The sequence below is a fragment of the Pseudomonas sp. 91RF genome (assembly GCF_003576265.1).
Classification (GTDB): domain Bacteria; phylum Pseudomonadota; class Gammaproteobacteria; order Pseudomonadales; family Pseudomonadaceae; genus Aquipseudomonas; species Aquipseudomonas kribbensis.
The window spans coordinates 17,562-32,467 of the sequence record NZ_QWFC01000053.1; the positions used below are offsets into that span (position 1 = coordinate 17,562).

The following is a 14,906-nucleotide window of genomic DNA, read 5'->3' on the forward strand; positions in this document are numbered from 1 at the left end:
GCCAGCAGGCTGGCTCCCACAATAGGATCTTTATTCAGCCAGCGACCTGAGCTTCCGTCAGCTCTTCCAGCGTCTTGCCCCGGGTCTCCATCCCGAACAGCCACACCACTCCTGCGGCTATCGCAAAGCACAACGCCCCCAGCGCAAACACCCCGCCCTGCCCGGTAATCGGAAACACCAGCCCGGTGACCAACGGCCCGAGCAACGAGCCCACGCGCCCGATGGCCGAGGCGAACCCGGAGCCCGTCGCCCGCGCCGACGTTGGGTACAACTCCGGCGTGTAGGTGTAGAGCACCGCCCACATGCCGAACAGGAAAAACTGCATCAGCAGGCCCGTGCCGATCAGCAGCGCCACGTTGCCGCCAAACACTGCGCTTTGTCCGTACAGAAACGCCATCACCCCGCCGCCGAGCAACGTGATGATGCACACCGGTTTGCGCCCCCAGCGCTCCACCAGCCACGCCGCCATCAAAAATCCCGGAATCCCGCCGAGGGAAATCAGCACCGTGTAATACACCGACTGAGTCACCGCAAAACCTGACTGTTGCAGCAACGCGCTGAGCCAGGAGGTCAGGCCGTAGAACCCGAGCAGCGCAAAGAACCACAGGCTCCAGATCATCATCGTGCGCTGGCGGTACAGCGGCGACCAGATCTGCCCGAGGGCCGACAGGAAATTGCCCGGCGGTGTGATCGCCCGAGGCAGGCGAACAGGCTTCGGCAACGCGGCCCCGCCCAGCGACTTGCGTACCCGATCCTCGATCGCGCACAACACCTTGTCCGCCGCTTCATGCTTGCCCGCCTGCTCCAGCCAGCGAGGCGATTCGGGAATGAAAAAACGGATCGCCAGCACAAACACCGCCGGCACCGCCAGCACCAGAAAGATGTCACGCCAGCCAATCAATGGCAGCAGGAAATACGACAGCACCCCGGCGGCGACAAACCCCAACGGCCAGAAGCCGTCCATCAAGGCAATGTAGCGCCCGCGACGCTTGGCCGGTATCAGCTCCGACAGCATCGACTGGGCAATCGGAAACTCCATGCCCATGCCGATCCCCAGCAGGATGCGGAACAGCGTCAGGCTCTCGACCGTTTGCGCCGTGGAACACAGGTAACTGGCCAGCCCCCACAACACGATGCTCCACTGGAACACCGGTTTGCGACCGAACCGATCGGCCAGCAGCCCGGAAAGCGACGCCCCCAGCACCATGCCGAAAAAACTCGAACTGGCGAGCAGCCCGGCTTCGGCGCTGCTCAGGCCGAATTCGGTTTTGATCGAGCCGAGCAGGAAGGTCATCATCGCCAGATCCATGGAGTCGAAGAAAAACGCCAGGGCGATGATGATGAAAATGATCCGGTGATAACCGCTGACCGGCAGGCGTTCCAGCCGATCCGCCGCGCTGAAGCTTCCCGTGTCCATGCCACCTCCTCCATCCGAAATGTCTGCGGATCGAGTGTGCGCGATAGCCATTCAGCCTTTGTGCCAGATGCGACCTGTTCGCAGCCGTAGGCGACGCCAGTCATCCGGGCAATGGAGCAAAGCGCTCTACAACGCCATTTCCAGCTCGGTCTCCCGGGCGAATCGATGAATTTCCCGCTGTCCCGTCGCCGTCAGTTGCAGGGCGCGGGAGTCGTTGGGCAGCGTCAGCCAGCCGGACTGCATGAACAGCTGCAACAACGCCGCGCCCAGCGAGCCGCCCATGTGCGGGCGCCGCTCGCTCCAGTCCGGGCACGCACAGGCGACCTGTGCGTTACGGTGGGCCAGCGCCTGGATGAAGACCCCGCGACTGGCCAATTGTGTCGCGCCCTTGTGGGTGACCACCACCCGATGTTCGAGCTGTTCGATCCAGCCGGCATCCAGCAGGCGCTGGTACAGGTCTGCAGCCAGCGTACCGCCCAGATGGTCGTCGCAAAAACGCGCACGCAGCAGGGACGAGGGTGCGGACTGGGGTCTGGCGATGGGTGTGGCGCGTTTGAAGACATCGGGGATTTCCCGCGGGGCACTGGCGATCGTGGCGCTGGCCAAAGCCTCGATGGCCGCGCCGATTTCCGGAGCCGCCAGGCGAAAGAAGCGCTTGCGCCCGCGAGCCTCGACCTTCAACAGACCGCCAGCGGACAAGCGCCCCAGATGCGCACTGGCCGATGAGGGCGACAGCCCCGCCAGCAGCGCCAGTTCCTCGGTCTGCCGGGCCGAACCATCCATCAGCGCCCACATCATCGCGCTGCGTTTGGGATCGGCCAGCAACGCGGCGATCTGGCTGATGCAAGGTGCATGTTCCATGTATTCACTCCCTGTTGAATCGTATCGTCTACTGCTCAGAGACATCTTGACCAGTAATCAGTCGTCGGCCAAGCCGCGCAAAAACGCCTTGATCCGAGGCAAGGCAACACACTGCCACCCGGTATTGGCAGTACTCGACACGACCGTCACCGCTACCCGGCCGGTGTCTGTCCGATCATGCCTGTGCCTGCGTGCGGGTGCAGGCTTCAGGCGGACGCTAGTATAAGCGGGTTGCCCGCAGCGTCCTGCGCCGGAGCAGGTCCATCTGGTGATTGTTCCTGACAGAAATTTCGCTTTTTGCCTGCGACTAATGATCAACCTGCGGAAAAGCGGGAAATCGGCTACTCAATTCCGCGCAACGGCTGGCGAGCATCTCCCTCAAGAGGTTCACCGGCTTACTCAATTGTGCGCGATGGGCGCACAGCAGATTCAGCGGAGCCCGCTCGCAGAGCAGCCCCGGCAGCAGCACTTTCAATCGCCCCGCAAGAACATCACCGGCCACATCCAGCCAGGATTTGTACGCGATGCCCGCCCCCGCGACGGCCCATAGACGCACCACATCGGCGTCGTCGCTGAAACGGTCGCCACTGACGGTCAGGCCGACTTCGCGTTTGCCGTCATGAAAACTCCAGTGGTCGTGCACCCGACTGCCCAGCATGTACAACAGGCAATTGTGCTGCGCGAGCTGCTCCAGTTGAGTCGGCTCGCCATGTTTCGCCAGATAGCCGGGAGAGGCGCAAAGTACCCGTCGGTTCTGCGCGGCGATGGGCAACGCGACCAGACTGGAGTCTTCCGGTTCGCCGTAGCGCAAGGCGATGTCCACCGGCTGGCGAAACAGGTCGGCGATGCGGTCGCCCAGCAGCAGACGCACGGTCAGTTTCGGGTGCTCGCGCTGAAACTCATCGAGCCACGGCAACAGAAGATTGCGGCCGAAATCCGAGGGTGCCGACAACTGCAGAATCCCGCTGACCTGATCCTGACCGCTGGCCAGCAGACGACGCCCTTCATCCAGGTTGCTCAACGCCGCCCGGGCGTATTCGAGGAAGCCTTCGCCCTCGGACGTCAGGCGCAGACTGCGGGTGGAGCGCGCCAGAAGCCGTGCGCCGAGCTGTTGCTCGATACGCTTGAGCGCCGCGCTGGCCACGGCGGCGGACATGTCCATCACCCGGGCCGCCGCCGACAGGCTGCCCAGATCCGCCGCCCGGACAAACAACTGCAAGTCATCGAAACGCAGCATTCCAGCCTCGATTATCAAAAAAAAATTGAAGGAGACTGCTCTTTTAGCCGGTTTTATCTCGCGTAGAAATAGCCAATCATGCCTCCCATCGAATTCTTCCCGTTCCGGAGTCGACCATGTCCCAGCCCTTCACCGCTATCGCCACCCTGATCGCCAAACCTGGTCAGCAGGACGCCCTCGAACAGCACTTGCGTGCACTGATTGAACCGACCCGCGCCGAAGCCGGTTGTGGCCAATACGACCTGCACCAGGACCTGGCCAATCCGCTGGCCTTCTACATGATCGAACAGTGGGCCAGCGACGAAGCCCTGCAGGCCCACGACGACAGTGCGCATATCCAGCATTTCCGCAGCAAGGCCGAGGCGTTCCTCGAACACTTCCAGCTCAAGCGTCTGCGCGCCATCGCCTGAATCCTTCCTTCAAGCACTTTTCGGAGTCATCCATGAAAGCCATCGCCTATTACGCCTCCCTGCCGATCAGCGACGAAAAATCCCTGCAAGACATCGAGCTGCCGGAGCCAGTAGCCGGCCCGCGCGACCTGCTGGTGGAAGTCAAAGCGATTTCGGTCAACCCGGTCGACACCAAGGTTCGCCAGAACGTCGCGCCGGAAGGCGGTGCCGCCAAAGTGCTGGGCTGGGATGTGGCCGGTGTGGTCAAGTCAGTCGGCAGCGAAGTGACGCTGTTCAAGGCCGGCGACAAGGTGTTCTACGCCGGTTCCATCGCCCGGGCCGGTGGCAACAGCGAACTGCACGTGGTGGATGAGCGAATCGTCGGCCACATGCCGAAAAGCCTCGGCTTCGCCGAAGCCGCCGCCCTGCCGCTGACCGCGATTACGGCATGGGAGCTGTTGTTCGAACGCCTGCAAATACACGAAGGCAACACTGACGAAGGTCAGAGCCTGTTGATCGTCGGCGCGGCTGGCGGTGTGGGTTCGATCCTGACCCAACTGGCCGCCCAATTGACCGGGCTCAAAGTGATCGGCACCGCCTCCCGTCCGCAAACCCGCGAGTGGGTGACCGAGTTGGGTGCCGACGCGGTGATAGATCACAGCCAGCCGTTGAGCGAAGAACTGAAGCGCGCCGGTATCGACCATGTGACCCACGTCGCCAGCCTGACCCAGACCGATCAGCACCTGGACCAACTGGTCGAAGCCCTGGCGCCGCAGGGCAAACTGGCACTGATCGACGATCCGAAATCGCTGGACGTGACCAAACTCAAGCGCAAGAGCCTGTCGCTGCACTGGGAGTTCATGTACACCCGCTCGCTGTTCGAGACACCGGACATGATCGAACAGCACAAACTGCTCAACCGGGTGGCGGACCTGATCGATGCCGGGACGTTGAAAACCACGGTGGGTGAACACTTCGGCAAGATCAACGCGAGCAACCTGCGCCGTGCCCATGAATTGCTGGAAAGCGGCAAGGCCAAGGGGAAAATTGTTTTAGAAAGTTTCTAAAACTCCGGAGGCCGCAGCCTTCGTCAGCGCCAGAAGTGGCTGACTCGGGGGCTGCGGTCGCTTTTTGCCGTCAGTCAGATGCTTGACCCTTGTCACAATTGCGATCGTATTCGGGTCTACAATCGAAACCTCTGCGATGCAATCTTTTACGTACGGGAGGTCAGCAATGAAGATCCTGATAAAAGAAGTGGCAAAGTCCCAATGGCAAGTTCGCCTTGACCAGCACGCCGTGACATTCCGCAGTGAAGCCGAAGCCCGCGCCTTCACCCGCACCCTCGAAGCGCGTCTGCACGCGCCCCATCAGATTCCCGAGATTCCCCAGCAACGCGCTGTCGGCTGAGTTTCTTCCGTTCAGACTTCGGCCTGCGCCTTTGCCAGCGCCCGGGCGTTCTGCAGGCGCCGGGTGAGCATCGCCGCGCTGACCACCAACAGACCGCACAGGCTGATGACCATGGCCATCGGCACGGCGGAGCCGTCGTGCAAGACCCCCACCAGCGCCGAAGCCCCGGCGGCGACGCTGAATTGCATGCACCCGAGCAATGCCGAAGCACTGCCGGCACGAGCGCCCTGGCCGTTCATCGCACTCGCCGCCGCATTGGGGCTGATGCAGCCAAGACTGGCCACGCAAATGAACAATGGAATCAGCAGCGGCCACAGGGCTTCGGTGTGCAGGGCGCTGACCGCGAGCAATGCCAGCCCGGCACCGAAGTAGACCCAGACCGCCCGCGACAACAGAAACGCCGGGCCACGCTTGGCCAACAGTCGCGCATTGACCTGCGCCACCAGAATGAAGCCCGCCGCGTTGGTGCCGAACAGCCAGCCGAAATGCTCGGCCGGAACACCGTACAGCTTGATGAAAATGAAGGGTGAGCCGGCAATGTAGGCAAACATCCCGGCGATGGCGATGCCACCGGTCAGGGCATGACCCATGTAGATCGGGTCGGTCAGCAGGCGGCCGTACTGCCGCAGCGCACCGGACAGTGGCTGACGCGGAACATGGGCCGGCAGGCTTTCCGGCAGGCCGAGAGCGACCGCCAGACCGGCCATGGCACTGAACCCGGTCAGCACCAGGAAGATCGACTGCCACCCCGTGGTGTTGACCAGCAGACCGCCGAGCATCGGCGCGAGGATCGGTGCAAGTCCCATCACCAGCATCAACTGGGAGAAGACTTTCGCCGATCCCACCGCATCGCATTTGTCAGCGACCACCGCCCGGGAAATCACCATTCCGGCGCATCCGCCCAGTGCCTGAACGAACCGCGCACCGATCAGCCATTCCAGATTCGGCGCATAAGCGCAGGCCAATGACGCCAGGGTGAACAGCACCAGGCCGGTGAGCAATGGAATCCGCCGTCCGAAACGATCCGCCACCGGACCGTAAGCCAGTTGGCCGATGGACAGGCCAAAGAAATAAGCCGACAGCGTCAGCTGGACGTGTTTCTCATCGGTGCCGAACGCCAGCGCCATGGAGGGAAATGCGGGGAGATAGAAGTCGATCGCCAGCGGACCGAAAGCGGTCAAGGCACCGAGAATCAGAATGGTACGGAAGTTCATCAGGCGTCCAGGTTTGGCAGGCAGTTGGGCGGGCACTTTGGTAAAGAGTGCAGCCCGACAGTCTAGCCGCGCGAGGACGCCTTGAACAATCCGGTAGCTCGCTAACTATTAAAAAGTTCAGGCGAGTCGGATGGCGTAGCCTTCTTCGCTGATCGCCTCGATCACTTGTTCGGCGCTCAACGCACTTTCGACACCGACTTCCTTCGCCGCCAGATCGACCCGCACGCTGGCCGCCGGATCCTTGCTCTGCACCGCCTGGGTAACGGCCTTGACGCAGTGACCGCAGGACATGCCTTCAACACTGAACACTTGCATGGAATGACTCCTTTGAGTGAGGTTGCCGGCAGTGTCGAGCTTGCCACGATGGCAAGGTCAAGTTCTGCAAACAACTGCCGGGCTGGCAATCGGCGCCGCGCTCGGCCAAGCTGCGTGCATTAATGACATCAATTCAGGAGATTCAGCCATGCGCTGGTCAGCTTTCAGCCTGTTTGGCCTACTCAGCTTCTTTGCCTGCCTGCCCCAGGCCAATGCGGTCGGCGAGGATTACGCCGTTCTGATCATCTCCCGCGAGCGTCTGGAAGTGCCGACCTCCTGCGAGATAGGCGTGTATATCCAGGATCAGTTTGCCGCGCGGCTGCTTCAGGAACAGTCCACCTCGTTCAACCTGCCCCACGGCACGTTCTCCATTCGTCTGAAGCTGGAGCCGGGCCAGGTCCCGGGTTGCCAGCCGGGCATGCTGGCACCGCCGGCGCAGGAGATCTCGCTCAAGGCCGGGGATGTGGTGAAGTACCGGATCGCGGCAAACGCCAAAGGGTTGTACCTGCGGCCGGCCGCGCTCGAATACTGAGCGAATCGAAAATGGGGGGAGCAGGCTGGCTCCCCCCATTTTTTTCGCGCTTGACCTTGCCAGCATGGCAAGGTTGATCCTGTAGGCATCCACTACAGGGAGTACGACCGATGTCCGATTCCATCACGTTCGATCTGCCCATCAGCGGCATGACCTGCGCCAGTTGCGCCGGCCGCGTCGAGCGCGCCTTGAGCAAAGTCAGCGGCGCCAGCGCCGTCAGCGTCAACCTCGCCACCGAACAGGCCCGGGTGCAGGCGCCCGGCGACAGCCTGCCGGCGCTGATGGAAGCGGTTGAGCGCGCCGGTTACAGCGTGCCGCAGCAAACCGTGGAATTGAACATCGACGGCATGACCTGCGCCTCCTGCGTCGGTCGTGTCGAACGCGCGCTGAACAAGGTTGCGGGGGTGAAAAGTGTCAGCGTCAATCTCGCCAACGAACGCGCTCATCTTGAGCTGCTTGGCGCGGTCGACCCGCAAACCCTGATCGCTGCCGTGAGCAAGGCCGGTTATTCGGCCAGCCTGTTCGAACTTGAACACCAGACCGACAATCATCAACAACGCCTGAGCCACGAGCGCTGGGCGCTGATCTGCGCCATCGCCCTCGCCTTGCCGCTGGTGTTGCCGATGCTGCTGCAACCGTTCGGTATTCACTGGATGTTGCCGGCCTGGGCGCAATTCGCCCTCGCCACTCCGGTGCAATTCATCTTCGGTGCACGTTTTTATGTGGCCGCGTGGAAAGCCGCGCGCGCCGGGGCCGGCAACATGGACTTGCTGGTGGCGCTCGGCACCAGCGCCGGTTACGGCTTGAGCCTCTATGAATGGGCGACCGCCGACGGAGGCATGCCGCATCTGTATTTCGAAGCCTCGGCAGTGGTCATCGCGCTGGTGCTGCTCGGCAAGTACCTGGAAAGCCGCGCCAAACGCCAGACCGCCAGCGCCATCCGCGCCCTGGAAGCCTTGCGGCCTGAGCGGGCGATTCAAGTCATCGATGGCCGTGAACAGGACGTTGCCATCAGCGCCCTGCGCCTCGGCGATCTTGTAATGGTCAAACCCGGCGAACGCTTCCCGGTGGATGGCGAGGTGCTGGAAGGCCAGAGCCATGCCGACGAAGCACTGATCAGCGGCGAAAGCCTGCCGGTGCCCAAGCAGCTGGGGGACAAGGTCACCGGCGGCGCGATCAACGGCGAAGGCCGCCTGCGGGTGCGCACCACGGCGCTCGGTGCGGAAAGCGTGCTGGCGCGGATCATCCGTCTGGTGGAGGACGCTCAGGCCGCGAAGGCGCCGATCCAGAAACTGGTGGATAAAGTCAGTCAGGTGTTCGTGCCGGCGGTTCTGCTGCTGGCCCTGGCCACGCTGATCGGCTGGTGGCTGTACGGCGCGCCGCTGGAAACCGCGATGATCAACGCCGTCGCGGTGCTGGTGATCGCTTGCCCCTGCGCCCTCGGACTGGCGACACCGACCGCGATCATGGCCGGCACCGGCGTCGCCGCTCGCCACGGGATTTTGATCAAGGACGCCGAGGCACTGGAACGTGCCCATGAAGTCGGCGCCGTGGTGTTCGACAAGACCGGCACCCTGACCTCCGGCACCCCGCGCATTGCGCATTTCAGTGTGATCGACGGTGACGAAGATGCCCTGCTGACAGCGGCCGGCGCGCTGCAACGCGGCAGTGAACATCCACTGGCCAAAGCGGTGCTGGATGTCTGTGCCGAACGCAATCTGACAGTGCCGGATGTCAGCGACAGCCAGTCCCTGACCGGTCGCGGCATCGCCGGCCATCTCGACGGTCGGCGCCTGGCGCTGGGCAATCGTCGGCTGCTGGAGGAAGCCGGTCTGGACACCGGCACGCTGGCGGAGTCCGCCCAGGCCTGGGAAACCGAAGGCCGGACACTGTCCTGGCTGATCGAACAAAACCCCGTTCCCCGCGTACTCGGTCTGTTCGCCTTCGGCGACACCCTCAAGCCCGGCGCGCTGCATGCGGTACAACAACTGGCTGCGCGACATATCCACAGCCACCTGCTGACCGGTGACAACCGCGGCAGCGCCCGCGTCGTCGCCGAAGCGCTGGGCATCGAAAACGTCCACGCCGAAGTGCTGCCCGCGGACAAGGCCGCCACCGTCGCCGAGCTGAAAAAAACCGGCGTCGTGGCCATGGTCGGCGACGGCATCAACGATGCCCCGGCACTCGCAGCCGCCGATATCGGCATCGCCATGGGCGGCGGCACCGACGTGGCCATGCACGCCGCCGGCATCACCCTGATGCGTGGCGATCCGCGACTGGTGCCGGCAGCGCTGGAGATCAGCCGCAAGACTTACGCGAAGATCCGCCAGAACCTGTTCTGGGCCTTCGTCTACAACCTGATCGGCATTCCGCTGGCGGCGTTCGGCTTGCTCAATCCGGTGCTGGCCGGCGCGGCGATGGCCTTGTCGAGCGTCAGTGTGGTGAGCAATGCGCTACTGTTGAAAACCTGGAAACCCGAGGATCTGGAGGACAACCGATGAACATCGGCCAAGCGGCCCGCCACAGTGGCCTGAGCGCGAAGATGATCCGTTATTACGAGTCGATCGGCCTGCTCAAGGCCGCCCATCGCACCGACAGCGGCTATCGCGTCTATGGCGACGACGACCTGCACACGCTGGCGTTCATCAAGCGCTCCCGGGACCTGGGGTTTTCGCTGGAGGAAGTCGGCAAGCTGCTGACCCTCTGGCAGGACCGCCAGCGCGCCAGCGCCGATGTGAAGGCCCTGGCCCGCCAGCATATCGACGAGCTGAATCAGAAGATTCGCGAACTCGGCGAGCTGCGCGACACCCTGCAGGACCTGGTCGAACACTGCAACGGCGACCATCGCCCGGACTGCCCGATCCTCAAGGAACTGGCGTCTGGCTGCTGCGCGCAACCTGCCCGCGCCTGAGCAGCAGGACCTTCATCGACAGCACCGTGGCGAGGGGAATGCCGTGGAACAGCAGCACCACGGCACCCGGCGCCCACCCGTTGTAGAACGGTGCGGCGATCAGCATGCCGACGCCGAACCCGGTCATCTGCAGCAGCGTCAGGAAACTGAAAATTGGCAGACGCAGCGGCTCCGGTTCCCGTTGCAGTCGTGACATCAGACCGACTTCCGAGAACCCTTCACCCAGTCCGGCTGGCAGCGAAAACAGCAACAGCCCGACGACGCTGTGCTGCTGGAACATCAGGATGAAACCGCAGGACATCAACAGCACGCCGCCGAAATAGCGGCGCTCCAGATGGATATTGTCAGAGCCGGTCAGGCGACTGGCGATTCGTGCACCCAGCAGTTTGCCGCTGGCCCACACCGCGAGCATCAGGCCCAGCGTGGTGCTCGCCGAGTCCGGCGTGAGCAGTCTGGAAATGATCGGAAATCCGACGTTGTGCGCGGCGCTGCCCAAGGTGTCGGCCATCGTCACAGCCAGCATCGCGGCAACCACCGGGGCACTGCGCAATCCCTGCAACAACGCCGACCACTCACCCTGTTTAGCGCTGGATTCGGCCACTGGTTCAGGTGCGCTGAACCGCAGCGGCGCAATCAACGCTGCCGCCAGCAGATAGGTCAGCGCGTTCAGAGCGAACACCGTTTCAAAGCCAAATCCCGCGACCAGCAACCCGGATACCAGACTGCCGCCGACCATCGCCATGGAAGAGGCGGAAGTGATCCACGCATTGGTCTTGAGCAACTGCGCCGGCTCGATCAAGCGCGGCAACTGGCTGTTGAGGCCGATGGCGAACATCGAATTACCAAAACCCAGAGCGAACGCGATCAGCGGCAGCAACAGCGCCTGCTGACTGACCGGCACGATCAGCAACAAACCGAGCACTGTGGCGCGCAATAGATCGAAGGCCATCAATGGCAAGCGACCGCTGCATCGACGATAAAACGCGGTGCCGATCAGACTGGCGAAAATCCCGCCGCCCACGCGACTGGCCAGGAAGACCCCGACGCTCATGGCACTGTTGCTCAGCAGGTAGACATAAGTGGCCAGCGCCACCATGTTCAAGAAAGCGCCGAAATCGGAAATCAACCGGGCCGTGATGATCAGCCGGGCATTGCGGGAGGTGGTGGTCACAATCAATCCTTGAATGTGTAAAACCCGGCCGAAGCCGGGTTTTGTTTTTCAGATGCTCACTGCATCCACGGGGGCGGAGGCGGTTCGTCGGATTTGCCTTTCGGCGCATCTTCTGCCGCCCGGATGGCTTGCTTGCGCTCCTCGTCCAGACGCGCCGCTTCGATCTCGCGCAGCACCCCGCCGACATCGGCCAGGTCCTCGGGATCGTCGAACTCGCCGGTCAGCACGCTGGCCGGGTGCAACGTACCCGCTTCGTACAACGCCCACATTTCCTTGGCGTACCGGGTTTTCTTCAACTCCGGGGCGAAACGGCCGAAGTACGACGCCATGTTGCCGACGTCACGTTCGAGCATGCTGAATGCGTGGTTGTTGCCGGCGGCGTCCACCGCTTGCGGCAGGTCGATGATGACCGGGCCGGTCGGCGTCAGCAGCACGTTGAACTCCGAGAGGTCACCGTGCACCAGACCGGTACACAACATCAGCACGATCTGCGAAATCAGGAACGCGTGATATTCGCGGGCCTGATCCGGCTCCAGCACCACGTCGTTCAGACGCGGCGCGGCATCGCCGTATTCATCGGCCACCAGTTCCATCAGCAGCACGCCTTCGAGGAAGTCGTACGGCTTGGGCACCCGCACCCCGGCGTTGGCCAGGCGGAACAGCGCCGCGACTTCGGCATTCTGCCAGGCGTCTTCGGCCTCCTTGCGCCCGAACTTGGACCCCTTGGCCATCGCCCGGGCCTGTCGGCTGTTGCGAACCTTGCGGCCTTCCTGATACTCGGCCGCCTGGCGGAAACTGCGTTTGTTCGCCTCCTTGTAGACCTTTGCGCAACGTAACTGATTGCCGCAGCGCACCACATAAACAGCTGCTTCTTTGCCACTCATCAGTGGACGCAGCACTTCGTCGACCAGACCGTCCTCGATCAGGGGTTCAATGCGTTTTGGAGTCTTCATCAGCTTTTATTGTGGGTCCTTTATTGCCAAACACGCGAATGTCACTCGTTATACGGCAATCCCCGCATCACGGGGAAGGGTTGCCGACCTGTGAAGCTGTGGATGCACACACTGTGCCGGATCAAATACGTCAATCCACCATTCCTGTATCGACCGCTGCGAATCATAGCCGAGCCTGTCGAACTTGTTGGCGCAAGGACTTGAGGGCATTTGCGACAGAATCTGACATCCGGTCGCACTCGCTTCGTAAGATTTTTCCCCTCTAGCCTCAATTTCCCTCTTCGGCAGCCGAATTCCTCAGAGACAGAGGAATTTGTCCGACAATCGTTCAAAAAAACTTCGATGTCGCACTCAAGGAAAAGAGTGGCAAACAACGTTTTTCGGCTGCCAAAAAACCGCGAGTCATCTGCACTGCGTGGGCCTACAAGAAAATCTGGAGCGCGGATGAACATCAAACAGAAGTTGACCTGGGCGTTTGCAATCATCGCCTGCTTGCCCGTGGTGCTGGTCGCCACCCTGGTGGTACTGAACCTGCGCAGCGATGCCCGGGAAGGATTTGTCGACAGCAGCGGGCGCGAGATCCGACAGGTCAGCAATGCCATGCAGCTGTTCTTCGACGGCATCAGCCAGAACGTCGACTACCTGGCGGCGCAACCGCTGGTCCAGAGCGCCGATGGCAGCGTAAGAAGCCGCATGAGCGCCAACGCCGACGACACACGCGACGGTGAAATCGACAAGCAGCTGTTTGCCCTGTTCGAAAGCCTGGCCAAATCCCACCCGGCCTATTCCTATGTCTCCTATGGCCTGAACAGCGGTGGCTACGCGTTCTGGCCGGGCGATCCGAAAATGTCCAACTACGATCCGCGCACACGTCCGTGGTACAAGACCGCCATGGCCAACCCGGGCAAGACCCTGCGCACCGAAGCCTACTACTGGGCCGGCGACGATGCGGTGCTGGTCAGCACCGTGCGCGCGGTAGCCAATCAGCTGGGCGCCCAGGGCGGCGTGGTCAACATCGACGTTTCGCTCAAGCAGCTCACTGAAATCGTCAAACAGATCAAGCTGGGCGAAACCGGCTACCTGATGCTGATGGAAAACACCGGCACGGTGCTGGTCGATCCGAAGCAGCCCGAGCACAACTTCAAACGCCTCGACAGTCTCGGCGAGGGCTACGCGCAACTGGCCAAGGCCGGCAAGGGCCTGGTGGAAGTCGAGCTCAACGGCGAGCGCTACATGGCCAACGTCTGGCCGTCGGAACAGCTGGGCTGGACCTTCATCGGCCTGATCAAACAGAACGACGTAATGAGCTCGGCTACCCAGTTGACCTGGCTGATCGCAATCATCGCCGCCGTGCTGGCGGTGATTTTCGCCGTGGTCGGCGCCAGTTTCGCCAGCCTGATCGTGCGGCCGATCCGCAGCGTGGCCAGCGGTCTGGAAGGCATCGCCCAGGGCGAAGGCGACCTGACCAAGAACCTCGACATCCGCGGCAGCGACGAAACCGCGCAACTGGCGAGCTGGTTCAACCAGTTCCTGACTGCGATCCGCAGCCTGATCCAGCACATCGGCGGCGCCGCCGGGAAAATCCTCGCCACTTCGCAGAGTTCGACCCGGGTTTCCGGCGACATGGCAGAAGCCGCCGGACGCCAGCGTGAAGCCGTGGACATGGTCTCGACCGCATTCCATGAAATGGTCGCCACCGCCAACGAAGTCGCCCGCTCGTGCAGCCAGGCCGCGGAGTCGGCCGACAGCGGCCAGCGCCAGGCCCGCGAAGGTCAGCAGCAGATCGATGCGGCGGTGCACAGCGTCGATCAACTGAGCCAGGAGCTGGAACAGTCGGCGCAGTCGATGCAGCAACTGGAACGCGACAGCAACGACATCCAGTCGATCCTCGGCACCATCCGCTCCATCGCCGAACAGACCAACCTGCTGGCGCTCAACGCCGCCATCGAGGCGGCGCGGGCCGGTGAGCAAGGGCGTGGTTTTGCGGTGGTGGCCGATGAGGTTCGTGCGCTGGCCAAACGCACGGCGGATTCGACGGCGGAAATCGACGGGCTGCTGGGCAACCTCGCCAAGCGCACCAGCGCCGTGACCCAGCAGATGCGTGCCAGCCTCGATGTGTCGCAGCAATCGGTGGCGCGCATCGGTGAGGCGCGGGAAAGCTTTGGTCAGATCCGTGAATCGGTGGATGTGATTCGCGACATGAACACCCAGATCGCCACGGCGGCGGAAGAGCAGCATCAGGTGGCCGAGGACATTAATCGGCACATCAGCCAGATTCATGGTGATGCACAACTGGTGGCGGAACTGGCCAATTCGGCAAGGCTGGATTCGCAGAGTCTGGCGGGGTTGTCGAATGAGCTGGATGGGTTGGTGCGCAGGTTTCGTACCTGAGTAACCTTTGAAATTCCCTCTCCCTTTGGGAGAGGGAACTCCTGTTCTTTCAGCGCTCGATGATGGCCGTCACACCCTGCCCCCCCGCCGCACAAATCGAAATCAACC

General features: G+C 62.5%; 14 protein-coding genes and 1 pseudogene. 8 read left to right on the top strand and 7 right to left on the bottom strand.

Annotated features, from left to right (window positions below; all coding sequences use genetic code 11):
- Positions 1 to 34: 34 nt before the first annotated feature.
- The 3 genes from DXT77_RS28295 to DXT77_RS28305 all read right to left on the bottom strand — a co-directional run bounded on the left by DXT77_RS28295 (position 35) and on the right by DXT77_RS28305 (position 3,515).
- Positions 35 to 1,417, bottom strand: a complete 1,383-nt coding sequence (locus DXT77_RS28295; RefSeq protein WP_119430001.1) for an MFS transporter — start codon at positions 1,415 to 1,417, stop codon at positions 35 to 37.
- Between the two features lie 126 nt (positions 1,418 to 1,543).
- Positions 1,544 to 2,278, bottom strand: a complete 735-nt coding sequence (locus DXT77_RS28300) for a helix-turn-helix transcriptional regulator (protein WP_119430002.1) — start codon at positions 2,276 to 2,278, stop codon at positions 1,544 to 1,546.
- A gap of 307 nt (positions 2,279 to 2,585) precedes the next feature.
- On the bottom strand, positions 2,586 to 3,515 hold the full coding sequence (locus DXT77_RS28305) for a LysR family transcriptional regulator (RefSeq protein WP_085711274.1): 930 nt from the start codon (positions 3,513 to 3,515) through the stop codon (positions 2,586 to 2,588).
- Positions 3,516 to 3,631: 116 nt separating this feature from the next.
- On the opposite strand from DXT77_RS28305, the gene DXT77_RS28310 reads away from it, so the two are divergent.
- The 3 genes from DXT77_RS28310 to DXT77_RS29960 all read left to right on the top strand — a co-directional run bounded on the left by DXT77_RS28310 (position 3,632) and on the right by DXT77_RS29960 (position 5,311).
- Positions 3,632 to 3,925, top strand: a complete 294-nt coding sequence (locus tag DXT77_RS28310) for a putative quinol monooxygenase (RefSeq protein ID WP_119430003.1) — start codon at positions 3,632 to 3,634, stop codon at positions 3,923 to 3,925.
- 32 nt (positions 3,926 to 3,957) lie between these two features.
- Positions 3,958 to 4,971, top strand: coding sequence for a zinc-binding alcohol dehydrogenase family protein (locus DXT77_RS28315; RefSeq protein WP_119430004.1), 1,014 nt, complete (start codon positions 3,958 to 3,960; stop codon positions 4,969 to 4,971).
- Between the two features lie 166 nt (positions 4,972 to 5,137).
- The gene (locus DXT77_RS29960; protein ID WP_178083504.1) at positions 5,138 to 5,311 is read left to right on the top strand and encodes a hypothetical protein; all 174 of its coding nucleotides are present in this window, start codon (positions 5,138 to 5,140) and stop codon (positions 5,309 to 5,311) included.
- Positions 5,312 to 5,322: 11 nt separating this feature from the next.
- Here the strand turns inward: DXT77_RS29960 and DXT77_RS28320 are convergent, their stop codons facing one another.
- Together DXT77_RS28320 and DXT77_RS28325 are read right to left on the bottom strand one after the other, a co-directional pair.
- A complete protein-coding gene (locus tag DXT77_RS28320; protein WP_119430005.1) occupies positions 5,323 to 6,525 on the bottom strand; it encodes a multidrug effflux MFS transporter in 1,203 nt (400 codons plus the stop codon).
- Between the two features lie 117 nt (positions 6,526 to 6,642).
- On the bottom strand, positions 6,643 to 6,840 hold the full coding sequence (locus tag DXT77_RS28325) for a heavy-metal-associated domain-containing protein (protein WP_085711270.1): 198 nt from the start codon (positions 6,838 to 6,840) through the stop codon (positions 6,643 to 6,645).
- A 148-nt stretch (positions 6,841 to 6,988) separates the two neighbouring features.
- On the opposite strand from DXT77_RS28325, the gene DXT77_RS28330 reads away from it, so the two are divergent.
- From DXT77_RS28330 to cueR, 3 genes are all read left to right on the top strand, one after another.
- Entirely contained in the window at positions 6,989 to 7,372 is a 384-nt protein-coding gene (locus DXT77_RS28330; protein ID WP_119430006.1) for a hypothetical protein, read from the top strand.
- A gap of 110 nt (positions 7,373 to 7,482) precedes the next feature.
- Complete coding sequence (locus DXT77_RS28335) at positions 7,483 to 9,873, top strand: heavy metal translocating P-type ATPase (protein ID WP_119430007.1); 2,391 nt, start codon at positions 7,483 to 7,485, stop codon at positions 9,871 to 9,873.
- Entirely contained in the window at positions 9,870 to 10,283 is a 414-nt protein-coding gene (gene cueR / locus DXT77_RS28340) for a Cu(I)-responsive transcriptional regulator (protein ID WP_025111722.1), read from the top strand. The genes DXT77_RS28335 and cueR overlap by 4 nt, the downstream gene beginning before the upstream one ends.
- Here cueR and DXT77_RS28345 read toward each other — a convergent pair.
- Entirely contained in the window at positions 10,237 to 11,454 is a 1,218-nt protein-coding gene (locus tag DXT77_RS28345; protein WP_119430008.1) for an MFS transporter, read from the bottom strand. The two genes, cueR and DXT77_RS28345, sit on opposite strands and share 47 nt — an antisense overlap.
- A 56-nt stretch (positions 11,455 to 11,510) precedes the next feature.
- Positions 11,511 to 12,407 (bottom strand): PA4780 family RIO1-like protein kinase, encoded by an 897-nt coding sequence (locus tag DXT77_RS28350; protein ID WP_085711266.1) that lies wholly within the window; start codon positions 12,405 to 12,407, stop codon positions 11,511 to 11,513.
- 600 nt (positions 12,408 to 13,007) lie between these two features.
- Here DXT77_RS28350 and DXT77_RS30480 point away from each other — a divergent pair.
- Positions 13,008 to 13,940, top strand: a pseudogene (locus DXT77_RS30480) (sensor histidine kinase); the annotation flags it as partial.
- A gap of 129 nt (positions 13,941 to 14,069) precedes the next feature.
- The gene (locus DXT77_RS30485; protein ID WP_371320909.1) at positions 14,070 to 14,798 is read left to right on the top strand and encodes a methyl-accepting chemotaxis protein; all 729 of its coding nucleotides are present in this window, start codon (positions 14,070 to 14,072) and stop codon (positions 14,796 to 14,798) included.
- Positions 14,799 to 14,906: the final 108 nt, after the last annotated feature.